Origin of the sequence: Paenibacillus sp. FSL R5-192 (assembly GCF_000517845.1) — a bacterium.
Classification (GTDB): domain Bacteria; phylum Bacillota; class Bacilli; order Paenibacillales; family Paenibacillaceae; genus Paenibacillus; species Paenibacillus amylolyticus.
Window position 1 is genome coordinate 232,838 of record NZ_ASPR01000075.1, and the last position, 26,740, is coordinate 259,577.

Annotated in this window: 24 protein-coding genes and 1 tRNA gene; 3 read left to right on the plus strand and 22 right to left on the minus strand. The window is 45.7% G+C overall.

From position 1 onward, the window contains the following. Positions 1 to 696: 696 nt before the first annotated feature. From C161_RS28740 to C161_RS28760, 6 genes are all read right to left on the minus strand, one after another. Positions 697 to 1,965 carry an SEC-C metal-binding domain-containing protein gene (locus C161_RS28740; RefSeq protein ID WP_036674545.1) on the minus strand — a complete coding sequence of 423 codons (1,269 nt, stop codon included), beginning with the start codon at positions 1,963 to 1,965 and terminating at the stop codon, positions 697 to 699. A 631-nt stretch (positions 1,966 to 2,596) separates the two neighbouring features. Continuing rightward, positions 2,597 to 3,043: a hypothetical protein gene (locus tag C161_RS28745; protein ID WP_036616903.1), complete on the minus strand. Its 447-nt coding sequence runs from the start codon at positions 3,041 to 3,043 to the stop codon at positions 2,597 to 2,599. Positions 3,044 to 3,147: 104 nt separating this feature from the next. Further along, complete coding sequence (locus C161_RS28750) at positions 3,148 to 3,654, minus strand: type 1 glutamine amidotransferase domain-containing protein (protein ID WP_036616900.1); 507 nt, start codon at positions 3,652 to 3,654, stop codon at positions 3,148 to 3,150. A 266-nt stretch (positions 3,655 to 3,920) separates the two neighbouring features. Beyond that, positions 3,921 to 4,088: a hypothetical protein gene (locus C161_RS32540; protein ID WP_156946186.1), complete on the minus strand. Its 168-nt coding sequence runs from the start codon at positions 4,086 to 4,088 to the stop codon at positions 3,921 to 3,923. 76 nt (positions 4,089 to 4,164) lie between these two features. Beyond that, positions 4,165 to 4,626: a D-aminoacyl-tRNA deacylase gene (gene dtd, locus C161_RS28755; RefSeq protein WP_036674547.1), complete on the minus strand. Its 462-nt coding sequence runs from the start codon at positions 4,624 to 4,626 to the stop codon at positions 4,165 to 4,167. Between the two features lie 12 nt (positions 4,627 to 4,638). Continuing rightward, positions 4,639 to 6,816 carry a RelA/SpoT family protein gene (locus C161_RS28760; protein WP_036616894.1) on the minus strand — a complete coding sequence of 726 codons (2,178 nt, stop codon included), beginning with the start codon at positions 6,814 to 6,816 and terminating at the stop codon, positions 4,639 to 4,641. A 373-nt stretch (positions 6,817 to 7,189) separates the two neighbouring features. On the opposite strand from C161_RS28760, the gene uraA reads away from it, so the two are divergent. Further along, complete coding sequence (uraA, locus tag C161_RS28765; protein ID WP_036674549.1) at positions 7,190 to 8,506, plus strand: uracil permease; 1,317 nt, start codon at positions 7,190 to 7,192, stop codon at positions 8,504 to 8,506. Positions 8,507 to 8,658: 152 nt separating this feature from the next. On the opposite strand, the gene C161_RS28770 is transcribed toward uraA, so the two are convergent. The 6 genes from C161_RS28770 to C161_RS28790 all read right to left on the minus strand — a co-directional run bounded on the left by C161_RS28770 (position 8,659) and on the right by C161_RS28790 (position 15,170). Next, positions 8,659 to 9,171, minus strand: a complete 513-nt coding sequence (locus C161_RS28770; protein ID WP_017686780.1) for an adenine phosphoribosyltransferase — start codon at positions 9,169 to 9,171, stop codon at positions 8,659 to 8,661. A gap of 37 nt (positions 9,172 to 9,208) precedes the next feature. Beyond that, complete coding sequence (gene recJ, locus C161_RS28775; protein ID WP_036674551.1) at positions 9,209 to 11,617, minus strand: single-stranded-DNA-specific exonuclease RecJ; 2,409 nt, start codon at positions 11,615 to 11,617, stop codon at positions 9,209 to 9,211. Between the two features lie 40 nt (positions 11,618 to 11,657). Then, positions 11,658 to 12,617: a cation diffusion facilitator family transporter gene (locus C161_RS28780; RefSeq protein WP_036674553.1), complete on the minus strand. Its 960-nt coding sequence runs from the start codon at positions 12,615 to 12,617 to the stop codon at positions 11,658 to 11,660. 73 nt (positions 12,618 to 12,690) lie between these two features. Next, entirely contained in the window at positions 12,691 to 13,599 is a 909-nt protein-coding gene (secF, locus tag C161_RS31820) for a protein translocase subunit SecF (RefSeq protein WP_051450018.1), read from the minus strand. Next, positions 13,589 to 14,839 (minus strand): protein translocase subunit SecD, encoded by a 1,251-nt coding sequence (gene secD, locus C161_RS31825; RefSeq protein WP_051447453.1) that lies wholly within the window; start codon positions 14,837 to 14,839, stop codon positions 13,589 to 13,591. Before secD ends, secF begins: the two co-directional genes overlap by 11 nt. A gap of 91 nt (positions 14,840 to 14,930) precedes the next feature. After that, positions 14,931 to 15,170 (minus strand): post-transcriptional regulator, encoded by a 240-nt coding sequence (locus C161_RS28790; protein ID WP_036617497.1) that lies wholly within the window; start codon positions 15,168 to 15,170, stop codon positions 14,931 to 14,933. A gap of 234 nt (positions 15,171 to 15,404) precedes the next feature. Between C161_RS28790 and C161_RS28795 the strand changes: the two genes are divergently transcribed. Then, positions 15,405 to 17,039, plus strand: coding sequence for a putative polysaccharide biosynthesis protein (locus tag C161_RS28795; protein ID WP_036674555.1), 1,635 nt, complete (start codon positions 15,405 to 15,407; stop codon positions 17,037 to 17,039). 3 nt (positions 17,040 to 17,042) lie between these two features. On the opposite strand, the gene C161_RS28800 is transcribed toward C161_RS28795, so the two are convergent. Further along, positions 17,043 to 17,756: a DUF421 domain-containing protein gene (locus C161_RS28800; protein WP_051447481.1), complete on the minus strand. Its 714-nt coding sequence runs from the start codon at positions 17,754 to 17,756 to the stop codon at positions 17,043 to 17,045. 228 nt (positions 17,757 to 17,984) lie between these two features. Here C161_RS28800 and C161_RS28805 point away from each other — a divergent pair, with 228 nt between their 5' ends. Next, positions 17,985 to 18,377 (plus strand): TIGR04086 family membrane protein, encoded by a 393-nt coding sequence (locus C161_RS28805; protein ID WP_036616878.1) that lies wholly within the window; start codon positions 17,985 to 17,987, stop codon positions 18,375 to 18,377. Positions 18,378 to 18,502: 125 nt separating this feature from the next. On the opposite strand, the gene yajC is transcribed toward C161_RS28805, so the two are convergent. The 9 genes from yajC to C161_RS28850 form a co-directional block, all read right to left on the minus strand. After that, positions 18,503 to 18,814, minus strand: a complete 312-nt coding sequence (gene yajC / locus C161_RS28810) for a preprotein translocase subunit YajC (RefSeq protein WP_036616875.1) — start codon at positions 18,812 to 18,814, stop codon at positions 18,503 to 18,505. Positions 18,815 to 18,881: 67 nt separating this feature from the next. After that, complete coding sequence (gene tgt / locus C161_RS28815; RefSeq protein WP_036616872.1) at positions 18,882 to 20,018, minus strand: tRNA guanosine(34) transglycosylase Tgt; 1,137 nt, start codon at positions 20,016 to 20,018, stop codon at positions 18,882 to 18,884. A gap of 35 nt (positions 20,019 to 20,053) precedes the next feature. Next, on the minus strand, positions 20,054 to 21,082 hold the full coding sequence (gene queA / locus C161_RS28820; protein WP_036674557.1) for a tRNA preQ1(34) S-adenosylmethionine ribosyltransferase-isomerase QueA: 1,029 nt from the start codon (positions 21,080 to 21,082) through the stop codon (positions 20,054 to 20,056). Positions 21,083 to 21,088: 6 nt separating this feature from the next. Next, a complete protein-coding gene (locus C161_RS28825) occupies positions 21,089 to 23,176 on the minus strand; it encodes a SpoIID/LytB domain-containing protein (RefSeq protein ID WP_156946187.1) in 2,088 nt (695 codons plus the stop codon). Positions 23,177 to 23,281: 105 nt separating this feature from the next. Beyond that, positions 23,282 to 24,292, minus strand: coding sequence for a Holliday junction branch migration DNA helicase RuvB (gene ruvB, locus C161_RS28830; RefSeq protein ID WP_036616868.1), 1,011 nt, complete (start codon positions 24,290 to 24,292; stop codon positions 23,282 to 23,284). A gap of 55 nt (positions 24,293 to 24,347) precedes the next feature. Further along, positions 24,348 to 24,962 carry a Holliday junction branch migration protein RuvA gene (gene ruvA / locus C161_RS28835; protein WP_036616866.1) on the minus strand — a complete coding sequence of 205 codons (615 nt, stop codon included), beginning with the start codon at positions 24,960 to 24,962 and terminating at the stop codon, positions 24,348 to 24,350. Then, positions 24,959 to 25,462, minus strand: coding sequence for a crossover junction endodeoxyribonuclease RuvC (ruvC, locus tag C161_RS28840; RefSeq protein WP_017686765.1), 504 nt, complete (start codon positions 25,460 to 25,462; stop codon positions 24,959 to 24,961). The genes ruvA and ruvC overlap by 4 nt, the downstream gene beginning before the upstream one ends. A 306-nt stretch (positions 25,463 to 25,768) precedes the next feature. Beyond that, entirely contained in the window at positions 25,769 to 26,461 is a 693-nt protein-coding gene (locus C161_RS28845; protein ID WP_036674559.1) for a BofC C-terminal domain-containing protein, read from the minus strand. A 202-nt stretch (positions 26,462 to 26,663) separates the two neighbouring features. After that, a tRNA-Pro gene (locus C161_RS28850) sits at positions 26,664 to 26,737 on the minus strand. Positions 26,738 to 26,740 lie beyond the last annotated feature (3 nt).

Consider the following 26,740-nt stretch of genomic DNA (forward strand, 5'->3'; position numbering starts at 1 on the left):
GAAATCCGGTGATAGCATATGCTTCCGATGTAGCTTTCTTTCAGAAAGCTTTTAGGCGAACGCTTCGCTTTTACAGGTTTTTTCTGCCCTCTCCGTTTTCGTGTATTTCTTTTAAATCAACTTATATAACAAAAAAATCCCTCGCCCTGTCGCTGTATATACAGCAAACAAAGGGACGAGAGATTGTGTAATATACATTCACCCGTGGTACCACCCACATTCCGGAAACCTGACACTTTAGCCGTTCAGGTGATCTCTGGTGATCCAACATTGCCTAGGGCACTGTGATCAAGCAGATATTCCGCTCTACGTGTAACGCACGTCCTGCGCAGGCCGGCTACTGGTCAACAGATCATCTCTGCTGTGTTCGCCGTCTGTTCTCGGGGAAGTCATTCGTCCGCTCATCAAGAGAATCCTTACAGCCTTGGGATTCCTCTCTGGTCATGTGGGCACGGAGTACTTGGTCCCGTCATCAAATCAGTAATATAGTTCAAAAATCGACTTGTATTGACTACAGTCAACGTATTATTTTCTGATTGTAATGAACCGCAGTGCTAAAGTCAAGGGTTAACACGAAAAGATAGCTCTAAAAAATTTTACTCACACGCAGCATGGTATGTGGAGTCCACAGAAAATATGGCTAGTAGAAGCTGGATTCATCATATGAATTCCAACTTCTATTCGCTTCTTATTTCTCTATTGTTGCAGCATCCACTTCAACAGATCCGGCGCGCTCGCCCATAAACGGGAATGCATAATGACATATTCAATCGCTTCGTCGGAGTCGCCCATTCCGACAAAGTCAGGGAGGTTATGCGGCAGCCGTTTCAAACCCAACAGGTAATCAGGCACATGTTTGTTCACACCCCGGGCCACACGGTACAGCATTTTGAGCTGGGAGGTGATTCCGTTTTTCTTATACTCCAGAATAATCTTGTCATAGGCAAAGGCCGCTGCGGCGTCACCTCTTCCATACTCCTCCAGCAATTGCTCTGCCTGTTCCAATTGGTTGCTGTACAAATAAACAGCAGCGAGCAGGTAACGTGCTCCGGTATTGTCTTCCGTATTAAGCTCTAGCATATGCTCCAAGATCTGTGCTGCTTCTTTCGTATCTCCGCCAAACCAGCAGGATTCGGCATAGCTTTTGCATATCCGGATATAGGGACGAGTCTCATGAAGCCCCCAGAAGTCCCCTTTATTCTCCACAAAGAACAGTTCGCCCAGTTCACGTTTGCCAGCAGCGATTCCTTCCTTGAGGTAAGATCGTGCATCATTCTCATTGTCCGATTCCTCAGCTAGAATAAGATACGCATCAGAGCTGTCAGGATACATCTCAATCGCTGTTTCCGCCAGATGTACTCTCCGTTTGGAAGAGCTCGCTTCCCTCGCCTTAGACAGCAGAGCCTGTGCTTTGTCTCTCGATGTGCCTGGACCGTTCAGCATCAATAGCTCGTCCGTTTCACCGCCCATGCCGTATTCTTCGATGTAACTATTCATCTCCTTAACCTTCCGGGAGATCGTGCCTGTCGTTACCTCATATTTATCAGCCAGCTCAGCCTTTGTGACATTGAAGCCGTATTCCTCGGACAGCAAAAACTCAATTGCAGCAGAGAACGAGCCTGTCTTCTTCACAGTAGGGCGGGTCTGACGGGAGTAGCCGTTCCATAACACTAGAGCTTCCAAAATTACCTCTGGCTCATATTGGTTGCTCATGTTCTCAATAGTCTGCAGGGCTAGCTGTTCGTGAGCCGGGTGCTCCCATCTCAAATCGCTTGCCACCATCTTTTTCAGCTTGGTCAAGGTCAGTTTGCTCTCAGGCTGAATGGAGGCTTCCCGGACCGGTTTCTCCGTTGATATTATCCCCAGTATGGATTCTACTGCAGAGGACTCCTTGTTCAGACAACATTTCTTATATTTTTTCCCACTACCGCATGGGCATAAATCATTTCTTCCAATCTTACTCAAAACTAATTCCCCCTTAAATCTGTCTCTAGCCATTCGCATGAGAACTCTGTTGCTTTAGCATTGTAGGTGTCATTTCTCAAACGAGGCATTCTATATAACTTTCAAATTCCATCGATCAAGCAGAAACCGCTGCCCCGTACTTATATAAAAAAGGCGGGGCCGTTTCAGCGAGTATATGTTCATCTGGAATATGACGGATCACTCTGGCGATGAATTCCTCATACTCTCTGTCATAGGATTGGATTCGCCTGAACCCAATCGCTGGAGCTAGATTTACCGTCCAATGTAGCCCAACTATGAAAACAATTCGCTGTAGAATATATAAACCCATCTCTCTATTCTAGCAAAAATTGAATAAAGGGGTAAGCTCTACCCAAAACATACACATTCTCAGCTCAAAAAAAATAGCCTGCACACGGTGTGCAGGCTCAAAGGATATATAAAAAAAGGGGGTCATGTGTGTTATTATAAGCCCACTATGTTAAAGGCTTATGTATCTAATATTACAGTAATATTACAAAAATGATAGCGCTTTATAAATTAGTTTTTTAATATCCTCATGATCAAAAAGCCCTTGCACATCACTCGACTGTGTGGTCGAGCAGTGCAAGGGCCAAGAAGTATCTACACGTTAATTCAAATCTTCCACATAGGCATGGTTGGAACGAAGCTTATGAACAATCTCGTCATAATCCTCATCCCTTACTTTGGCAGACAGAACATAATGCAGATCATCATAATCGGCCGAAGACACATCTGCAGCATTCAGCAGGTCTCCATCCTCATTCACTCTGTCACGAGTATCCCGTTCTGCATCACGGTCCACATTGGCTACCACAGGGATCACATTTTCGCTGGCCGGAACACCAGGGGCTGCACCTACACCCATTGCTCCGTTGGTGCCTACGCCACCTGCTGTATTATAAGGCACCAGTGGCACCATAACACGCGTGTCTCTACCTACCGCACTGTCCAGTTGACCTACTTCCAAATGCTCTGTACGGAACGTCTGAAGTGAAGTTCTTGCTCCCTCTGCCTCGTCCTCGGTTCGAAAATACGCCTGAATATGTTTTGTCATGTCAAACCCTCCTTTTTCGGAATGAAATGCAACGTGAAGTTTGGTAACCCCACGATGTAACGTAGTTAAGTTACATCAATGTATGTCAGTTGTACTGGCTGAAGTTATATAACTTTTAGCAGTTCACGTACAAACGCTGGCTCATCTTCAGGCGTTCGGGATGTAATATAGTTTCCATCCACAACGGCCTCATGATCCTTGAACTCTGCTCCTGCGTTTACCATATCATCCTTAAGTGGTGGATAGGATGTAATGGTACGGCCTTTCAACAGACCGGCACTAGCCAAAATTTGCGGACCATGACAGATCGCAGCAATTGGTTTCTTCGCACTGTTGATCTCGGTGACAAACTTCAAGATATGGGCATCACTTCGCAAATTCTCAGGGGATGATCCACCAGGAATCACGACTGCATCATAATCTGAAGCGGATGCATCACCAATCGCCTTATCTGTGGTATAGGAGGCCTTTCCTCCTTTACCTTTAAGGGTCTCACCGGCTTTTAATCCGATAATCTCCACTTCATGTCCAGCTTTTTTTACTTCGTCATACGGGACCTGCATCTCCGAATCTTCAAAGTCATTCGCCAATAAAAAAGCAACTTTACTCATAACGTATGTTCTCCTTTCCGTGTTCGAACTTTCTTTATAAAATCGGGTCTTGCAGTACATTGGCACTTCGTTGTGCCTCGTTTTGTTATTACCCTCACCAGAGCAATTTATAACAATTCAATGTAATTTCATTTTGTAACGAAGTCTTCAAACGAATAGTTAAAAAGATCAACTCACGACAAAAAGTCCTGATTCGGGAAGGAATCAGGACTTTTTCAAAATCTGTATAATCCAAATATCGGATGTTTATATCCCTGTGTAGACATTCAAGATCGCGGAAGATGACTCTGCTTCCCTTTGTCCGAATCCTGAAGTGCCCAGATCGTTGCAACATACTCAGCAGCCGAACGGGCAAGGTGCAATGATTCATACAGGTTACCAGGGAGTAACAAAGGTTCTGTACGGGTACGTGTTTCTTTCGCAGATTGGCGCATAATTGGATAGATACTCCTTTGATCATGAAATGGTCATCAACGAATTATCCCTTATTATGGCCTGAAAACCATGGAATTATGCACGTGGTTCCTGACGAACCGGACTTTCAAGCATCAAAGTCACGGGTCCCCAGTTGGTAAATGTTACATCCATCATCGCTCCGAAACGACCGGTTTCAACCTGGATACCTTTATCCCGTAGCAGTTGATTAAACGTTTCATATAACAGTTCTGCCGCTTCAGGTCGGGCCGCAGCCGCAAAGCTCGGACGCTTTCCTTTGCGACAATCTCCGTACAGGGTGAACTGGGAAACAGACAATACAGCACCGCCTACATCAAGCAGACTGAGATTCATCTTCTCCTGATCATCCTCAAATATCCGCAACCCACTAACTTTGTCAGCCAGATACTGGGCATCCTTCTCGTTGTCCTCATGAGTAATGCCTACGAGCAGCATTAATCCGGATTCGATCTTACCTGCCAGCTCGTTTCCCACGGTCACCTGAGCCTCTTTACAGCGTTGTACAAGCACCCTCATCTTACAGGCTCCTTACTGCATAATCCGATGCACCGAATAGACATCTTTCACACGTTTGATCCGTTCTACAACGGATTGCAGATGATCCGTATTACGAATCAGAATTGTGACGTGCACCAATGCTAATTTATTTTTATCTGTCCGTCCTGTAACGGCAGATATATTGGTTTTACTTTCAGATACAGCCTGAAGTACCTCGTTGAGCAAGCCATTCCGATCATGGCCTGTAATCTCAATATCCACACTGTAACTTGCTTCGATATTCTCTTCCCACTCGACCTCAATAACACGTGCTGCTTCTTCACCGTCTGCACTTGTCGGGATATTCGGACAGTCACTACGGTGTACGGAAACGCCGCGTCCACGTGTAACATATCCGATAATGTCATCCCCAGGTACAGGATTACAGCATCGTGCGAATCGAACAAGCAGATTATCGATGCCTTTAACACGAATACCGTTGGTTGGACGATTTCTGCGCTCAGGCGCAGGTTTCAGCTCGCGCATCTCGGAATTTAATTCCAGCAAACTGGACTCTTCCTGCTCTTTACGCAGTTTTTCGGTTGCTTTGGTTACAATCTGTGCAGCAGTAATCCCACCGAATCCAACAGCCGCAAGCATGTCATCAATATCGTTAAACGCATATTTTTTGGCAGCTTCCATCAACTTGTCATCCGTCATCCACGCAGAAGGGTCAAGCCCCATACGCTTCAGTTCGCGCTCACAGCTCTCCCGACCTTTTTCAACGTTTTCTTCACGGCGTTCCTTCTTGAACCATTGCTTGATCTTCGCTCGTGCATGAGAAGATTTCGCAATTTTCATCCAGTCCTGGCTCGGTCCGTAAGAATGTTTGGACGTCAAAATTTCGATGATATCACCTGTCTTCAGATGATAATCGAGCGGAACAATCCGACCGTTTACTTTGGCACCAATGGTCCGATTACCAACCTCCGTATGGATTCGATAAGCAAAATCCAAAGGAACAGAGCCGATTGGCAATTCGATGACTTCTCCTTTTGGTGTAAATACAAATACCAGATCCGAGAAGAAATCCATTTTGAGTGACTCTACGAATTCTGATGCATCCTGTGCTTCGTTTTGAAGTTCAAGAATTTCACGGAAGAACGTAATCTTGTCTTCAAAATGATTTCCGTTCGCAGCGCCTTCTTTGTAGGCCCAGTGGGCAGCAATACCAAATTCAGCAGTCCGGTGCATATCCCATGTCCGGATCTGTACTTCTGTTGGTTCGCCATTGGGACCAACTACCGTTGTATGCAACGATTGATACATATTCGCCTTTGGCATCGCAATGTAGTCTTTGAAGCGTCCAGGCATCGGTTTCCATAGCGTGTGTATAATTCCCAAGGTAGCATAACAATCCTTGATATTATCCACAATAATACGAATGGCAAGCAGATCATAAATTTCGTTAAACTGCTTGTTTTTGGTGGTCATTTTCTTGAACACGCTGTAGATATGTTTCGGGCGGCCCGAAAGGTCTGCCTGAATTCCCATCTCATCGAGCTTGTTCGTAATTCCATCCATAACCGTATCAATATATTGCTCCCGTTCCGCACGTTTTTTGTGCATTAGGTTAGCAATTCGGTAATACTGCTGCGGATTCAAATAACGGAGGGCGATGTCCTCCATTTCCCATTTGATTGCAGAGATACCCAAACGGTTTGCAATCGGACAGAAAATTTCCAGCGTCTCATATGAAATCCGGCGCTGGCTTTCTTCCGACTGAAACTTGAGTGTCCGCATATTATGCAGACGGTCAGCCAATTTAATCACGATGACACGGATGTCCTGCGCCATGGCGATGAACATTTTGCGGTAGTTCTCGTTCTGCTGTTCTTCCTTGGAGCGAAACTGAATACGTTCCAGCTTCGTCAAGCCGTCAACAAGCATGGCACACGTATTGCCGAAATGATTGCGGATCTCTTCAAGTGAGACCGTAGTATCCTCTACTACATCATGAAGAAGCGCTGCTATTATGGAGATGGTGTCCATCTGCATGTTCACAACAATGTCGGCAACCGCAAGCGGATGCAGAATATACGGTTCTCCCGATTTTCGCGTCTGTCCATGGTGGGCCTGATCAGCAAATTCGTAAGCTTCTCGTATGCGCACCAGATCGGGTTCTTTGATATATGCCCCGGCCTTCTCGAGTAATTGCTCTATGCCCATTCTGATCTGTTCCGTGTCCTTTCTATACCAAATGGAACCCGTGACAGTGCTGCAACACAGGTTCCCCGTAAAAGTAATTTCCTATAATTATGACGCTTCGCCCGTTTCCCGTCAACTGCTGACGAATAAGAGCGCTTATCCAATTTTTATATTGGTGATCTGAATTACTTCTATCCCGTTTCCCTATGACTCACAGGGGATTGGATGTATTTCTTATTTCTTATGTATTATTGCCGTTATTTGCTGAAATAGAAGGAAAATTCATGAAAATATTAATTCTATCGCTCTGTTACGTCAAAAATGTTATTGATTAATTAAGAGAAACTCTGTAATCTATTGAAAGTTTGTGTTTCGGAAAAGGAGATGAAATTCATTGCAACGCGAAATTCAGGTTAATCAAAAGATGCCACTTGGCTCAGGTTCACTGCTTAGCCTTCAGCATTTGTTCGCCATGTTTGGCAGTACCGTACTTGTACCCAACCTGTTCGGTGTTGATCCAAGTATGATCCTGCTGATGAACGGAATTGGAACACTGTTGTACATACTGATGTGTAAAGGAAAGATCCCTGCATATCTCGGGTCCAGCTTTGCCTTTATTGCTCCTGTTACAATGGTATTAAAACAACATCCTGAGAATGGCTACTCCATGGCACTTGGAGCTTTTATCATAACAGGACTTGTTTTCTGTTTCGTGGCCCTCATTATTAAATTTGCGGGTACCGGATGGATTAACGTAGTCTTCCCACCAGCGGTTATGGGCGCCATCGTTGCTCTGATCGGACTGGAGCTTGTACCCGTGGCTGCCGGTATGGCAGGTCTGATTAATCCCGATATCCTTAAATATCCCAACTGGGCACCTCAAGCCAAACCAATCATTTTATCCATGGCCACGCTTGGTATCACTGTCATTGGGGCTGTAACGTTCCGTGGATTCCCCAAAATCATTCATATTCTAATCGGTATTGTAGTCGGTTACATCCTTGGCTATTCTATGGGTCTGGTTGATAAACAGGCTATTGGAAACGCTGATTTCATCTCACTACCAACCGTAACAACGCCTACATTTGACTGGTCCGTTATTTTCACCATTTTACCTGTAGCGCTTGTGGTTATCGTTGAACATATTGGACATTTGCTTGTAACGAGCAGCATTGTAGGCAAAGATCTTTCGAAAGACCCTGGGCTTCATCGTTCCCTGCTTGGTAATGGGGTCTCCACCATTCTGTCGGGGTTTGTAGGATCAACTCCCAATACAACCTATGGTGAGAACATCGGTGTAATGGCCCTGACTCGCGTATACTCCACATATGTCATTGGTGGCGCAGCAGTCATTGCAATAGTACTCTCCTTCTCAGGAACATTCTCGGCGCTTGTAGCCAATATTCCTGTGCCAGTTATGGGTGGCGTATCCCTGCTTCTGTTCGGGGTTATTGCAGCATCTGGTCTGCGTATTCTGGTTGAACAGAAAGTCGATTTTGCCAAACCGACCAATCTGCTGCTTACTACACTTGTATTGGTCATCGGACTGAGTGGTACAGAAGTTACCTTCTACGGCGTTCATCTGAAAGGGATGGCCTTGGCAACCATCGTCGGAATCCTGATGAGCTTGTTGTTCAAACTGTTTGAAGTGCTGGGTTGGTTGAATGATGATTCGCGTAAACAGCCTATCACTGAAAAAACGCCCGATTAACTTCCATCGTATACACATCAAAAAGCCTGTTCTCCCTAACCTTACGGTTGGAAGAACAGGCTTTTTGATAATCATTAATGCTGTATATTATTTCCCGGGAAACGGAAAAAACAATTCATGTTTCATCACAGGGTACATGTGGAGATTTCAGCTTAATAATTCATCAATGTGAATACATCGATTTCTGGCAATTTGGCACGACCATTCAGATCAGACAGCTCAATCAGGAAGGCAGCTCCAACAACTTTCCCACCCAATTGTTCAATCAAGTTGATGGAAGTTGCAATCGTTCCACCCGTTGCGAGCAGATCATCTGCGATCAGGACATTTTGACCTTTTTCAATCGCATCTGTGTGCATCGCGAGTGTATCCTTGCCATACTCGAGATCATAACCAACTTCAATCGTCTCTCCAGGCAGTTTTCCACTTTTGCGAATCGGAGCAAAACCGACACCAAGAGCGTATGCCAGAGGGGCGCCCACAACGAAACCACGTGCTTCAGGTCCAGCAATAACGTCAATTTTGAGATCAGAAACCATCACTTTCAGTTCATTGATCGCATTGCGGTACATTTCTCCATCCTTCAACAATGTTGTAATGTCCTTAAAGCTGATTCCCGGTTGTGGAAAGTCAGGGATGACACGAATATAATCTTTAAAATCCAAAATAATCTCCTCCTAAAATAAATACACAAACTTCCATCTAAGATACGCCCTTCATCCGGGATATCATCCATTGTGTCAGTTGCGGTGTGGCTGCATCCAGCATCACCTGTTCTATCTCGGCCATGTTTTCGAGCGCCTGATAGTGACGTGAAGCGGTTAGTTCACGCTTAGGCGGGTTATCCACAAACGCAATTTTGCCGTTATCACGGGTAATGAAGGATAACTCTTCGAATACATCCAACATCATCGTAATCATGCGCGGCGAACAACCACACTGACGACTGAGCACAGGAGTAATCTCTTGTTCCTCCACGGGTTCAGCTTTCCATTTCAACACCTGCATATAAATACGCTTAAAGAGTTCTCTGGAAGGCATCTGAAGGCGATCTCGGCGGTTGCCTGATCCGTGCAGAAGGATGATATTCTCAGCTCCACTGAACAAAGCCAGCATGGCATTAAGTTGTTCCGGGGTTTCCGGCGTATCAAACACAAATAACGTCCGGACTTGTTCCTGTCCATAATGCTGTGCAGCAGCATTACACGGAAATAACCCGACCTTTCTATCATATACCCAAAGGCAAGGTTCATACAATGAATTTCCCTCGGAAACATCTGTTTCTTTCCGAACAATAGCACCAACAGAACCAGATTTATATCGCAGATGCACCTCAAGTGAGCTCAAGAAATGCTTCATCGCATTTAATGGCTCGGCATTACCGCGCAAATCAAACACTTGGACCTGAGGAACATGAATGTCCTGAAGCATCAATTGAGGTTTTCTCATCCCATTCCATTCATTGATGGACAGTTCTCCCATCACATCAATAACGGAACCTGGGAGAAGAAACTCTGCTAACGCTCCCTTGCCAAAAGCGACGGTTTCCAGTTGCTGACCATCCTGTTCCAGAACCAGTTTCAGATGGCGTTTCTCTCGTCCCATCGTTCTGGTTTCCTTCACAGTCACACTTCTCAATACAAACCGTGGCGAAGGATTGCTCATTCCAAAAGGCTGCAATCTGTCGATCTCCTGGATCACTTTCAGCGGAACATCACTGATTCTGCATTCATCATCCGCAAGACGTTGAGGTACAAAGTCCTCTTCAGTTAATACAGATGCAGCAAACTCATTCAAACCAGCCTCAAGGTCTTCCAGCTGTTCCCGATGCAAGGTCATACCTGCTGCAGCAGGGTGTCCCCCGTAATGGTCCATAGTGTGTTTATTGACTGTGAGTGCCTGATAGATATCCAAGCCCTCAATGGAGCGCGCAGAGCCCTTGCAGACACCGCTCTCTGGATCGATCCCAAGGATAAGTGTAGGTCGGTAATAACGCTCAAGCAATTTGGAAGCCACAATACCAACCACTCCAACGTTCCAGCCCTCACCAGCCAATACGATTACATCTGGAACGGATCCTGAACGAAGCTGTATCTTTTGTTCCAACTGTGCCGTTGCTTCTTGTAATATGCCCTCTACGACTTGCTGCCGCTCCCGATTCAATAGATCAAGCTGGCCCGCAAGCGTATGAGCTTCATCCAGATTCTCGGTGGTGAGAAGCGATACCGCTCTTCCGGCATGATCCAAACGTCCACTGGCATTAATACGAGGTGCCATGGCAAAGGCAATATTAATCGAAGTCACCTGACTCTGATCCACACCACTGATTTCCAGCAATGCACTTACACCAGGAAGACGTGAACCACGCATCGATTCTATTCCATAACTGACAATAACCCGGTTCTCCCCTTCCAAAGGCATCAGATCGGCAACGGTGCCGATGGCGGCAATCTCCATCCATTCACCGGGCACTTCCCCGATTAATGCCTGAGCGAGCTTCAAGGCTACTCCCGCTCCTGCCAAACCTTTAAAAGGATACGGGCATCCCGGAATTTTTGGATTAATAAGTGTAAAGGCTTCGGGCAAAATTTCAGGCGGCTCGTGGTGATCTGTCACAATGACTTCGATGCCCAGCGTTGCCGCATAGGCAATCTGTTCAACAGCACTGATTCCGGTGTCCACGGTAATAATCAATGAAACGCCTTGTTGATGGGCCCAATCCAACGCATGGTTGTGCAATCCATACCCTTCATTCGAGCGATGAGGGATATATATATCGTACGAAGCCCCAAGATGACGCATCAAATGGATCATGAGCGATGTGCTGGATACGCCATCAGCGTCATAATCCCCGTAGATCAAGATATGTTCTTCCCGCTCCAATGCCAGCTTGATACGTGGCACAGCTTCATTCATGCCGAGGAGCAGATAGGGATCATGCATCTGATTCAGGTCAGGATGCAAAAAACGTTCGGCCTCCTTCTCATTGTGCACTCCTCGACTCACAAGCAAACGTCCAACAAGGGGTGAAACGGAAAGCGCCTGCGAGAGTCCCGCAGCCGCCTCCAAATCGATATTCGGTGTATTCCACCGGTATTGCGAATAAAGCAATGATAACGCTCCTTTCCTGATCTACTGGACCCGCGCTTCACTACTGAATTAATGTCGCTTCGTGATCGGGCAGTTCATGATTGGATTTATAGGGATAGCCTGGATCATAAGGTATCGCTTGAATCTGTACTTCTTTCACATGACTAAATCGGGTTAACAGTAGAGTCTTGGCCCGATTAGCAATCTCCTGTGCTTCCAGTATTGAGATTCTCGGGTTCACACTAATGACCAGCTCAATCGTAACGTCATGTTCCTGTTCACGTGCAACCAAATGCTCAATGGTAATGATGCCATATACCCGCTGTACGGTCTCTTTGAAATCTGACGCTTCTTCCTGCTCCAGTTCCTGAACGAGTGAACCATATACCGTGTCCACAATCATTCGGTAACCCTTGTGAAGCACAAAACAGGAAGCAATCAACGCAGCCGTGGGGTCCAGGTAGAGCAGCATGCTCAAACCCGTCTCTTCACCAGCCATCGATCCTATAATGCCGATTAACACGGTGAGCGAACAATAGAGTGCACGGCGATGTTGCTGTGCATAGGCCAGCGCCTGAGACTGGTTCCGTTTACGGAAATATCTGTACTGAAATTGAAAAATCGCTTCTTTCACAGCCAAAGCTGCAACAGCCACCAAAAGTACCGACTTGCCGGGTGCTTCCGGTTCACTTCCGGAGAGACTACCCAATGCGGAGATGGCAAGCTGTAATCCACCCATGAGAATCAGCACAGATAACAATACTGAGATTCCGGGTCTAGCAACACTTGAATGTTCTTTAAACCGTCCCCTGCGAGCCTTCCTCTTATCGCGTACAGACTTGGAGGGAAAGAGACCAGCCAGGGCAGAACCAGCTTCAGAAGCAGAATACAAGCCGTCAGCGAGCAATGATTTGCTGTTTGCCATATAACCGACTCCCGCTTTGATCACCGCAAGTCCCATATTACCGGCAATACCGCTCCATGTGGCAGCCTGAGCAGATGGGATATGTTCTCTGGTCATGAATATTCCCCCTTAATTCTGTACATAAAGTTGCAAAACCGCGCCTGGCAGACGCGGCTTCACAATAAGATGTTTAGTTAGATTCTTTAGCTACTGTTTTTGGCTTATCCACTTGTTTACCTTTGAGCATCAGCCATAGTGGGGCAGCGATATAGATTGAAGAATATGCGCCGAACAGTGTTCCGATAACCATCGCAAGCGAGAACATGCGAATGGATTCTCCACCAAATATGAACAAACAGATTGAAGCTGCAAACACGGTGAATGTTGTATTAAGGGAACGTGTCATCGTTTGAGCCAAACTGCGATTGACTACCTCGCGTAGGTCGGCTTTGGTTGTCTTTTTGGCAAAACGCAGATTCTCACGAATCCGGTCAAAGATAACGATCGTATCGTTGATCGAGAACCCGACAATGGTCAATACTGCGGTAATAAAGGTCAGATCGACTTCCAAACGGAAGATAGAGAACACACTTATTACAACAAATGCATCATGGAAGAGTGCGATAACCGCAGCCAAACCAAAGCGCCACTCAAACCGGATCGCAACATAGATCATGATCCCGATGCTTGCAATGAGTACTGCGTAGATCGCGTTGCGCTCCAATTCTTTGGCCATCTCCGGATCAACGGTATTTACTTCATACGAAGCTGATGCATCCAGTTTGGCAAATTCTTCTTTGAACTTACTTTCTTGATTTTCATCCAATACGTTCGAGAAACGAACATTTACACGGTCAGCCCCCGATGTAATGGTAACATCACCCTCATCAACACCGATGTCCTTAACGATAGGTTGAATCTGCTCCGCTGTGATTGCTTTGGATACCGAGATATCCACATTCGATCCAGCACGGAAATCAACTGCATAATTCAAACCCAAAGCCAGAATGCTGATGATCCCCGTAATCGTCAGAATAATCGAGAAGATATAGGCAATCTTACTACCTTTAACATAATCAAAATTCCAATTAAAGCGCACGAATTTCACTCTCCTTCACTCCGAAGTACTTAGGCTTCTTCAACACGTTACCCCGTACAAGCAGGGTCAACAGGAAGCGGGAGAAGAAAATATTCGTGATAATACTGGTGACAATATCAAAAATCAGCACGAGTGCAAAACCTTTTACCGCACCTGTTCCCAAGAAGAACATAACAGCCGCAGCAATAATGGTTGTGATGTTGGAGTCAATGATTGTTCGGAAGGAATGCTTACCACCCGCTTTAACCGAAGACAAGATCGACTTACCACTGCGCATCTCTTCTTTAATCCGTTCGTACGTGATGATATTGGCATCCACCGCCATCCCTATACCCAGGATAAACGCCGCAATACCTGGAAGGGTAAGCACGAATTCTCCTAAATAGAAGATTGCAAGTACCAGCCACGTATGTGTGATCAAGGCAAAACTCGCGATTATACCAGGAATGCGATAAAGCCCAATCATGAACACTAGAATAATAACGGAACCAATCAATCCTGCTTTAATGGTCTGATCCAGAGAAAGCTTACCAAGTGTTGCACCAACACTTTGTGAATACTTCTCTGTAAGTTTCAGTGGCAATGCACCCAAGTTAATGGTGTCACGAAGCTGGTTTGCTTCGTCACGTGTGTAAGCACCCGAAATCTGAGCGGAACCATCTGTCAACTGTTGTCTAACGGTTGGAGCAGATAGAAGCTCATCGTCCAAATAAATCGCGAGAGGTTGTCCGATCAAACGTTTGGTAATCTCGGAAAATTTGGCTTTATCTTTCACTTGAATGTCAATCATCGGCTCATTCAATTGAGTGAACACAACTTTGGCTGCATTCTCAACAAATTCATTTCCGCGAAGCTCAATTTTGGTGTATTCGCCTTCCTTGTCGTTCTCAGCTTTACTACGGAAGGTCAAAACAGCCGGCTCTTTCATTTTGGCTCTAACTTCAGCCTCATCCGTAACCCCTGCCAACTTCAATCGAATCCGGTTGCTTCCTTCAGTGGTTACCTCCGGTTCGCTTGTTCCGAGCGCATTGGCGCGGCTTTCAAGACTTTTGGCCGTTTGCACCAAAGATGCTTTGGTGACTTGTTGACCTGCTTCGAGCGGCTCTGCTTCATATAAGATCTCGTAGCCTCCCTTTAAATCAAGGCCCAAGCGTATATTTTTGAGCAGTTCCGGGCTTGTTCCCACCATTACCCCTGTGGTGACAAGCACGACCAGAATGAAACTGATAATTCTTTTCATGCCGTTCCTAGATCCCCTTTCGTTCTCAATATTCCTATTATAGCGATGCCGTAAAAAGCAGTCAATTTTCAACAAAAAAGATCCCTTTCGTCTAGAAAGAGGACCCCCGGTATGCAGACACGGTCATAAAGTTCATAAAGCTTGTTGCTTTCAGTGACAAAATGTCGTTCACCAGCTGGTGAAGCGGTGGAATGCCCTGTTTTTCATATTTATGACTGACGCAATTCCAGACATCTTTGCTGGTGACATATTCGTAACCGACAAGCCTTAATTCCTCCGCTTTGCTACGGCAGAGCATCTCTATTGACTGTTCCAACTCCACATCATTCATTTCTTCCAACGGGGAGCCTCCCTTCGTACATCCAAGCCTTTATCCTTTATGCGGCATCAATATTACATGATTCGACTTCGCCTGATCATATTCCTTCTTGCTGAATATGGTTCTTTTTGTTAATCGTGTCCAAGTTGTCATGAGAAGATAAAGGACTGGCATAGGATGAAGAACAACGGCTTTGTCCCGTTTATGTTGATAGCCTGTACTTTCAACCGGGAAAGAGGGGTAGTCTTGAAGAAACAGACATTTATTCAGGGGGCCATGATCCTGCTCGCGGCAGGCATAATTAATCGAATACTTGGTTTCATCCCGCGCATTGCGCTGCCACGAGTCATTGGTGCAGAAGGTGTTGGCATCTACCAATTGAGCTATCCCTTTTTTATCGTACTGGTGACATTAATTACGGGTGGTATTCCGCTCGCCGTAGCCAAGCTCGTAGCCGAAGCTGATACCGGTGCCAATCGTTATTCCCCCCAGCGAATCCTGCAAGTAAGCTTAAGCTTTACATTGACCCTGGGTGTTGTATTCATGTTTTTGTGCATCCTGTTTGCACCCTGGGTTACCAAGTACGTGCTCACAGATGAGCGGGTATACCATACGTTCGTTAGTATGAGCCCCATGATTGCCATTATCGCCGTATCTGCTGTCTACAGAGGGTATTTCCAAGGTAAGCAAAACATGATGCCTACTGCCATTTCATCCATTGTTGAAACCATCATTCGTATCGTCTGTGTCATTTGGTTTGCCTGGCTTCTCCTCCCCCACGGTATTGCCCAAGCTGCTGCTGGTGCCATGCTGGGAGCGCTCGTTGGAGAATTCGGCGGTATGCTTGTACTCTTGTGGAAGTATAACAGGCAGAAGAAAGAGTTACCGCTCGCTAACCAACAGAACATGTCCAATCTCACAGCCAAACCTTCAGCCATACCTTTAAACCCAATACCTTCAGTTCTGAAAGAAACAGGTACTCCACAGCCGGGATTAATCCGGCGTTTGCTTGCAATCTCTATTCCTGTTACAGCAGGCCGATTGGTTGGCTCCTTATCCTACTTGGCCGAAACCATCGTTACTGCCCAGAGTCTGGCTCTGGCAGGCATATCCAAAGGACTCGCTACAGCACAATATGGTGCATTACAAGGTATGATTATTCCTCTGTTGCTGCTGCCGGGGGCACTAACCTCATCGCTCGCGACATCACTTGTGCCTTCACTGTCCGAAGCTTCTGCTCAGGGAGATCGCGCACTGATTCACAAAAGAATGCATCAGGCATTACGCTTGGCACTTGTGACAGGTGCTCCGTTTTCCGTGTTTATGTATGTGCTTGCCGAACCGATGTGTCTTGTTCTGTATAATGATGCATCGATCGGAAGCATGCTGAAGCTAATGGCTCCTTTTGCTTTGTTCATTTATATTCAAGCTCCTCTTCAAGCTGCATTACAAGCTCTTGACCGTCCGGGTAAAGCATTGCTAAATACGTTTATCGGTGCTGTTATTAAAATCACGTTGATTTTAACGCTTGCTTCCCGGCCTGAATATGGCATCTTCGGTGCAGTTATCGCCATCTGTGTGAATTCTACGGTAGTTACCCTGTTACATGCCCAAAGCGTACGTAGCCTGCTACAGTTCCGCTTCAAAATGATGGATTGGGTCAAGACGGGTGCAGGAATGTTTATCATGGGAGCAGCGACCCTACTCGTATACGAAGAGACTGCCATGATATTGCCTTTTTGGGTGAGGATGCTTCTCGCTCCTTTTATCGGGCTTATCGTGTATTTCATCGTCATGGGCTGGACCAAAATGATTGACTTTCATGATCTGTCCCGTGCTCCTTTGATTGGTTCATGGTTCAAGCGCCGTTCAGGCAAATGATTTTCATTTTTTATCATCTTTTGGACTGACATATATCTTCCCATTGTGGTCAATGGAGCATATAAATACATCTTTGAAATCCAGAATTCCGTTCTGTTGGATTTGATTTTTCAGCCAAAATCTCGTTTTCTGGATGATCTCCAGATTCTGATCCTGGACCTTTCCGTCCATAATTAAGGGGAGTGGCAAACCTTCATATTTGATATTTGGAAATCCGTCAATCTGATTTTTCTCTGTTTTGGATTTACCGGAAGAAGCCCCTTCTGAATCAGAGCCGGAAGAACTGCTGCCGTTAGAAGTATTCTCATCCTTGGGAAACACGGTCAGCTTGCCTGTGGTCTCCAAAATAGCGAAATCAACCTCACCGATACTGTCTACATTCTGTTCACGGAGTTGTTGTAATAGATCATCCAGATTATATCGTTGCTTCCGCATCTCATCCCGGTGAAGAACGCCTTTGGAGATCAAAACAGTAGGTTTGCCATCAATTATCAGGCGAAGACGCCGACTTTTAAGACCTATAAACGCCATTCCGATCTGTACAATGATCAAGGTAAGCATGGGGGCAATCCCGTGAGAGAGCGGTTTATCAATATCTTCAATGACAAAAGCAGCCATTTCAGCAAGCATAATGGAGACAACAAGATCAAACATGGATAGCTTACCAATCTCACGTTTACCCATAACCCTCATTGCACAGTACACCAGAAAGTACATGAGAATGGTTCGAAAGATATGTGATCCGACATCTGGGAAGTTCACAACAGGGGTCCTCCTTCGAAACTGAGTTTTTAACAGTTAGCTGGGTAGTGCAATCCCTATTTTGACCTGAACCTTACATGCTCATGCAGAAATAATCCGTTCATTTAATGGAAAACAGTTCATAAGTCCGAAGGCTTGACCATACACTGTATTAACTTATAACTTGTACAAGGGGGTTGCTTCATGCAATTGATCCGCCGCTTGGTTTCGTTTCGAGTGTCCAATCCGATTCTGTCAGGCCTCTGTCAGGCTTTTGTATGGATGTTTATCGGGGCATTTATTCTCTCCTTGTTTCTCTGGATGAGCGGAATGCGGGAACAGGACCTCTCATTGTATACCTATGTTGTTCATGGCTTGTCATTATTGGTTGGTGGTTTTGTCGCAGGCAAACGTTCTGGTGAAAAAGGATGGTACTACGGAGGGATTACCGGAATCGTATATGGACTGCTTGTGCTGTTGATCGGATTTCTCGCGCTGGATGCTTCGTTTAATTGGAAGGATAGTTTACAACTGCTTAGCGCTTTCTTCATTTCAGCTCTCGGTGGCATGTTCGGTGTTAATACGCATCGCTCCTAGCTGACTCGTAAAGAACATCGACCTTCCCTCATAAATCAAAAAAGAGAACCGGGTCTCCAGGGAGATCCGGTTCTCTACTAGGGAATACGCCACAAACGTACCCTCGTTATTCTATGTTACGGTAACTATTCAACAGCCGTATCACGAGCTACAGCCGTGCTGATTGCATTACGGTCAAATGTAAGCTTAGTTACATCGTTTACACGCAATACAACCACATCGTCCGTAATCTCAGCGATCGTACCGTGAAGGCCACCAATCGTTACAATTTTATCGCCCTTTTTCAATTGGCTTAGCATGGAATTCCGTTGCTTTTGCTTTTTGTTCTGTGGACGAATCATTAAGAAGTAGAAAATCGCAACCATGAGTACTAAAGGTACAATCAAAGATACGATCCCACCGCCTTGCGCTCCTGCTAGAGGCATTCCTTGAAACATTCAAACTCCCCCTTATCGACTATACATACAGATATTGCTTGTTACGCCGGTTTCCTCAAAAACTCAATCAGAAACCTTTGTCATTGTCATGAAGACCATATTGATCGAAAAATTCATCCCGGAAATCAAGCAAACGATCTTCCATAATGGCTTTACGTACATTACGCATCAGATTCTGCAAGAAATGAAGATTATGGATCGTTGTCAAACGCAGGCCAAATGTTTCATCTGCTTTGATCAAATGACGCAGATAAGCTCTGGAATAGTTGCGACAAGTGTAGCAATCACATTCAGGGTCAAGTGGCCCAAAATCAGTTGCAAACTTGGCATTGCGAACTACCAGACGTCCTTGGCTGGTCATCGTTGTTCCGTTACGGGCAATCCGAGTTGGCAGAACACAGTCGAACATGTCCACTCCACGAATTGATCCCTCAATCAACGCATCGGGCGAACCTACCCCCATCAAATAACGTGGTTTATTGGATGGCAACAAAGGTAACGTATAATCCAATACACCATACATCAAATGTTTCGGTTCTCCAACACTCAGTCCACCAATAGCATACCCCGGGAAATCCATGGAAGTCAAATCTGCGGCGCTTTGACGGCGAAGATCTTCATGCATGCCTCCCTGTACGATGGCAAACAGACCTTGGTCATGCGGACGAGCGTGACTTTCGAGACAACGTTCTGCCCAGCGGCTCGTTCTTTCGAGTGATTTTTTTACATATTCATATTCAGCCGGATACGGTGGGCATTCGTCAAACGCCATCATAATATCGGAGCCAAGTGCATTCTGGATTTCCATCGCCACTTCAGGAGAAAGGAACTTCTTGTCTCCATTCAGATGAGAACGGAAGTTAACGCCTTCTTCCGTGATTTTGCGCATCTCGCTGAGAGAAAACACTTGGAATCCTCCGCTGTCCGTCAGGATTGGACGATCCCAGTTCATGAATTTGTGCAATCCGCCAGCTTCACGGATAATTTCATGTCCTGGTCTCAGAAACAGGTGATAGGTATTACTCAAAATAATCTGAGCATCCATTTCTTTCAACTCTTCAGGGCTCATTGTTTTGACAGTCGCCTGTGTACCTACAGGCATAAAGGTTGGTGTCTCAATAATACCGTGAGGTGTATGTACACGTCCCAGACGTGCACCGGATTGTTTGCAAGTTTTGATATGTTCATACGTAATTGCTGCCATTGGTTTTAATCATCCTCTAAAAGTTAATCGTTATACTAATATATCAACATGGCATCGCCGAAGCTGAAGAACCGGTATTTCTCTTGGATGGCTTTCTCATATGCCTGCATAATATGTTCCCTGCCTGCTAGTGCACTAACCAACATAACCAACGTGGATTTCGGGAGATGAAAATTCGTAAGCATCCCATCGATCACTTTGAAGGAATAGCCCGGATAGATGAAAATGCTGGTCCATCCGCTGCTCGCTTGCAGTATTCCATTTTCAAATTTGCTGCCTACCGTTTCCAAAGTCCGACAGCTCGTTGTCCCAACCGCAAAAACACGGTGTCCATTCGCTTTAGTCTGGTTAATCAGATCTGCCGTTTCTTGTGACAAGGAGTAATACTCCTCATGCATAACATGATCTTCAACAACGTCAACCGACATTGGTCTGAATGTTCCCAGTCCCACATGAAGCGTGATGAAGGCCACATTAACACTTTTGGCACGAATCTGATCCAACAATTCATCCGTAAAGTGCAGTCCCGCTGTAGGTGCAGCCGCCGATCCTTCATGCTTGGCGTACACGGTCTGATACCGTTCGCGGTCATCCAATGTCTCCTTGATATAAGGTGGCAACGGCATCTCACCCAGACGGTCCAAAATCTCTTGGAAGATTCCATCATACGTAAACGTAAGTGTACGTGCCCCCATCTCGCCCTCTTCTTCAATGATTGCCTTCAATTCATCACTAAATACGATGACTGAACCGGCTTTCAGCTTTTTACCCGGCTTAACCAGTGCTTCCCACTTATCGCCTTCCACATTTTTGAGCAATAACACTTCCGCTTTTGCTCCGGTATCTTCTTTTGTACCGAACAGACGGGCTGGTAGAACACGTGTATCATTCAGAATCAATGTATCACCGGGATTCAGAAAATCGATAATATCAGGAAACGTTTGATGATTAATCTCACCACTATCTTTGTTCAAGGTGAGCAAACGGGATGCCGTGCGATCAAGCAACGGCGTCTGTGCTATCAATTGCTCTGGTAATTCAAAATCATATAAGTTCACATTCATTTAGTTTCATTCCTTAACAATAGTCGCATTTTGATAATAGTGTTTCAATATTGCCTGGTAATCATACCCTTCATCTGCCATGCCTTTGGCTCCCCATTGGGACAAGCCCAATCCGTGGCCATTGCCCTGACCGATGAACATGAAGGTCTGACCCTGCGTTACCGCTCTCGCTTGACCATCACCACTCATAACTACAAGTGCATTACCGGATGATGCTCCTGCGCCAGAAGAAGACAATATAGAGGCACCATTTGAGCCGGTTTTACTGGCTGTTTTGCCGTCAGCGCCTAATACAGTATAACTTCCGGTCCCTGCAATATCAAATAAAGTGCTCGGTAATCCACCGAGCGCAGAGCGGTATGTATCGGCATATTTCACCGTCATAGCCTGTCCGTTGGCAGTGACTTCAAGTGCTCTTCCGGAAGGTCCACGCTTGGTCACTTCCAAGGTTGAGATGGAAGCAGGAACAGACGCTGTTGTTTTACCCTGAAGGGATTTAACCAACTGGGCAGACGTGAAAGGTCCTCTCACCCAAGCATAATCGTTGGATTGAGCCACTTTTGCCAACACAACAGCTTCGTTGCCTGGATTCATTTTAGCTACAGGTTCAACGGTGGATTGAACTAACGGAACGGCACGCACATTGGTATTCTGAGCCGTTACCGTCACTTTTGCCAGTCCCGCATTGGTCTTGGTCGTTAATTCTTTGATGTTATCCTCACGGATGTACCCGCTAACGCCTGTACCCAGCAGCACATGGTACCACGTATGTAATCCTGCCTGGGCTGATGTATCTCCTGAACTAACCACATTGGTGAACACACCTGCTCCGCCGTTCCATACCTCAGAAGGATGAGCCGTCTGGCCGCCAGCATTGGAGGAGAATACAGCTTCAATGATTTTCCCACCGCTCTTGACCACTTCTCCAGCAGTTGCATCCACTGCACTGGTTACTTTATCGTTCTCCGAACCAATCCCGTTGTAGGCTTGGCTGAGCGTTGTATCCACGACATTCGCAATTTTGAAACGTTCACCCTGTTGAAGCGCGTAGGATCGAGCAGCTACGGATTGAACTTTCAGAGCCTCAGCAGGCCAGGAGGAATACACCTCTGCCCCTACGACAGAGTACAGGTATTGCTCCAGTGGAACGACGTTGACCAACGCCAGATCACCACTTACGATGCTGATTTCCATATCTCCACGATATGTTCGCTGGGAACGTTCCACTACTTTGATGCCATTGCCATTCCCTTGTACCAATGCTTTGGATTCATTACCTGCAATGGTGTAATGCGGAGCTGTTTTGAGTGCATCCGTACTTAATCCTGCATCCTGGCGGATGATGAGCCCTTCACTATTGTTGACAGGTGAAAGGCTTACCCCCGGAGCTTTGGCTTCCACACTGTTCTTCAATGCGGTTAATTCCGCATCCGTTGAAGCTTCACCCACCCATACCGCGTATGCTTGGCTTACCCCACTCAGTTGAAGGACTGGATTGACACTACTAACTCCTGCTGATAAAAGGTTGGCTTGTGCTGCCTCTGCTTCCTGAATCGAACCATAGGTTCCAGCAGACAGGCGTTTACTTCCCGTTACAGCTGGCTTTTGACCAGCCAATTGAGCTGCTGCTACCTTTTGTACCCGTGTAACAGCTTGTCCAGCAAGAGCCTCCGTTGCATAGTTGCCTGTGTAGAGCTGATAAATGGCATTTCCATTCACAGACGTTGTGAACAGCAACGGTTTATCCGCTGTTGCTTGCAACAATTTTGCTGCTGCAGATGCTGCCTTGAAATCCGCTGTTTCCAACACTTTCACTCGGAATCCATCTGCACTGAAACGGACTTGCCCTGCCGGAAGGCTTACATTTGCGCCATTCTCCGATTGGATGCTCCATTGTCCCGTCGATTCAAGCGTAATGAGTGGTGTAGTTGATTTATACGTACTACCCAGATTCGCAAACATGGCTACCCGGATCGTCTGTCCATCATTTGCTGCTGCATACGCAGGCACTTGCAAACAACCCACTGTCAAAAGAGCTGCCGCCAGTACCTTCAATCGACGACTCCACTTCTTCGTTCGTATTGCTTTTCCCACAATCAGACTCCTCTCCATGCATTTCTTTCATTTTATATCGGGTTAACACGTGATTATTTCAATGTTTATGATGAATGTTCAAATGAGCATATTCAACAGATTTGATTATTTCCCGTCTCTTGGTGGAACAGGAAGACCCAAATGATGATAGGCGAGATCAGTTACGATCCTGCCCCTTGGTGTACGCTGAATCATACCAATCTGAAGCAGATACGGTTCATAGACATCCTCGATCGTCTGACTTTCTTCACCGATTGTAGCAGCAATTGTATCCAATCCTACGGGACCTCCCCGGAAGCTGTTGATCATCGATTTGAGCATCTTATGGTCAATGTCATCCAATCCGCGTGGATCGATCTGGAGACGTTGCAGCGCTTCTTCCGCCAGTGTCTGCGTTATAATCCCATCACCACGTACCTGTGCAAAGTCGCGTACTCGTTTTAACAAACGGTTCGCAATCCTTGGTGTCCCACGTGAGCGCAATGCAATCTCTTGCGCAGCATCTCCCACAATCTCTACACCCAAAATTTCGGTAGAGCGTGAGACGATATAAGCCAGCTCATCAACTGTATAGAATTCCAAGCGACTTATAACACCAAATCGATCTCGAAGTGGAGCAGACAGCAAGCCAGCACGCGTTGTAGCCCCAATCAGAGTGAATGGTGGCAGATCCAGCCGAACGGAACGTGCACTTGGACCTTTACCAATCATAATATCCAATGCCGAATCTTCCATAGCGGGGTACATGACTTCTTCAACCGTACGATGCAAACGATGAATCTCATCAATAAACAGGACATCGCCTTCCTGCAGATTGGTTAACAATGCTGCAAGATCACCCGGGCGTTCAATGGCCGGGCCTGACGTAGTTCGTAAATTAACGCCCAATTCGTTGGCAATAATGTTGGCAAGTGTTGTTTTACCAAGCCCAGGTGGGCCATATAACAAAACGTGATCCAATGCCTCATTACGAAATTTGGCAGCTTCAATATATATCTTTAAATTTTCCTTCACCTGATTCTGCCCGATATACTCATTCAGATACCGGGGACGAAGACTCAACTCAACATTTTGGTCCTCCATCATCAGGTTCGCGGAAATAATCCGGTCATCCATGTTCATCCCTACCTTTTTTTGCAGGCTACAGCTATATTATAATATGCAATTTGTATTATCCCGTAAACAGCATTTGCAGCGCCTTTTTCATCAACACATCAACGGAATCTGCTGTAGTAACATCCTTTTTCAATTTGAGCCATACTTTATCAAGCTCACTGTCAGTATACCCAAGTGCTTTGAGACCTTCACGTGCCTCATCCCAGGCTGAACCACTTCCCGACTCTTCCGATGGAGGAGCGAACAACCCTGTTGCATATGCTGCCGCGCCAAAGCTATCCAGCTTATCCTTGAGATCCAGAATCATGCGTTGTGCAGTCTTCTTGCCGATGCCCGGCAATTTGGTCAAGAACGTAAGATTCTCCTGGTAAATCGCCGTAACCACATGTTCTGGTGTGCCCCCAGCGAGTATGCCCAGAGCTACTTTTGGACCAATACCGGATACTTCAATCAGTTTACGGAACAAACGCTGTTCATCCCGTGTAACAAATCCAAACAGCAACATCGCATCCTCACGCACATGATGGTGAGTGTACACGGTAATTTCGCCTTCTTGCTTCGCAAACGCAAATGGATTTGGACAGAATACGCGATACCCTACACCATGAACATCCAGCACAATATAATCATTCTCTACATGAATGAACTGTCCTCTTAGAAAATCAATCATTTTCGCAATACCTCATTCAACTTGGAATTTAATGTATAAGAGTGTGCGTGGCACACGGCTACAGCCAATGCATCCGCTACGTCATCCGGCTTAGGAACGACCTGAAGACGCAAGAACATTTTGACCATCTCCTGTACTTGCTTCTTCTCTGCTTTACCGTACCCCACAACAGCCTGCTTGATCTGCATTGGCGTATACTCTGCAATAGGCAAACCCTTCTGTGCGGCAGCAAGTACCATAACGCCTCTCGCTTGACTGACAGACATCGCTGTTGTAACGTTCCGATTGAAAAAAAGTTTCTCCAGCGCTACTGCGTCCGGTTTGTATTTATCAATCAATTGCACCATACCTTCATATACGTGAAGCAACCGTTCCTCTTCAGGGGTATGAGCTTCCGTCTGAATACATCCATATTGTACGGGTACCACCTTACTGCCGATTTTATCCACAAAACCAAAACCAACAATCGCAATCCCCGGGTCAATTCCCAAAAAACGCAAAACCATCTCTCCCTCACAAAAGCGAACATATGTATCGTTCATTTTATTATAACAAAAGATAGACCCTGCGGCAGGAAAAACTTTGTCTAACTGATTACTCGTCTTTATTCGCGAATTTTTTACATGTTTATTCGTATTTTCAACTATTTTAGTTTAAACGACAAAAAGGACATCTCTTCGATGTCCTTCATCACATTCCACGTATTTTAGATTCAATCGCTTGGTTACGTAAACCACCAATGTTATTGCTTGCCACCATCGTTTCAGTACTTCACAATTTTAATACCGTAGGTGAGGACGTTTGGATTACCCGCCATTACGGATTAAATGATGGTCCTCATCCACGGCATAGTCACTGAACGTAGAGATCACGCTATCATACTCATCCTTGTCTTGAATCCGAATACCCTGCTGCAATTGCTCCAGTACGCCTTCAGGCAAAGAACTTTCCAACGTTCCAACATCCAATTGAAAGAACGTACGAATAACCTTCTCTTCTGCAGGCTTACCCTCGTACAAATTAAGGTTCCCTACAGCATCTATGCTGATATAAGCCTGTTGTTTACAAAGCGGTGAAAGGTCATCTACACGTTGCTTCAAATGCAACTCATTTGATGTTCCAACGGTAGCATCCCATTCCGGATGTTGAGCCAGCAGCATCTTCAACTGTGGTCTAGCCATCTTGCCTAACTGCTCTGTTTCCACTCCGCAGATGTACTTTGTCTCCAAAACCACACTTGTTAAATGATCCGGATCAGAATCAAGTTGCTCTACTAACGCCTGAATCTCCTGTTCTGATCTTGTTTCCTGCGTAACAGGGCCCATCACACTGGTTGCCTCACTAAAATTAGTTGTCAGCAAACGCTCTATCGCCGATGAGATAGACAACCCGCTGTAAGCCAATATCGTAACTGCAAGCAGAGCCGCCGTCATCCATACTGTTCGTTTCCACCTTCGCCAGCGTCTCTTGAATTGTTTTCTGAAGTTAAACGTGTTCACATGAACCCCTTCTATCACTTTTTAAACCTATTGTGACCTAAAGATTGAGGCTTTATGCACAATTAACTTGTAGTCTGAAGAAGGAACACACATGTGTTAGCTTAGAGAATTTGTCATAGTTAATATCGAACCTGCATTTATAGAATTTTATATAGATAAATATAAAAAAACACTATCTATAATTAGATAGTGTTTTTAGAGATCGGGATGACACGATTTGAACATGCGACCCCCTGGTCCCAAACCAGGTGCTCTACCAAGCTGAGCTACATCCCGTTA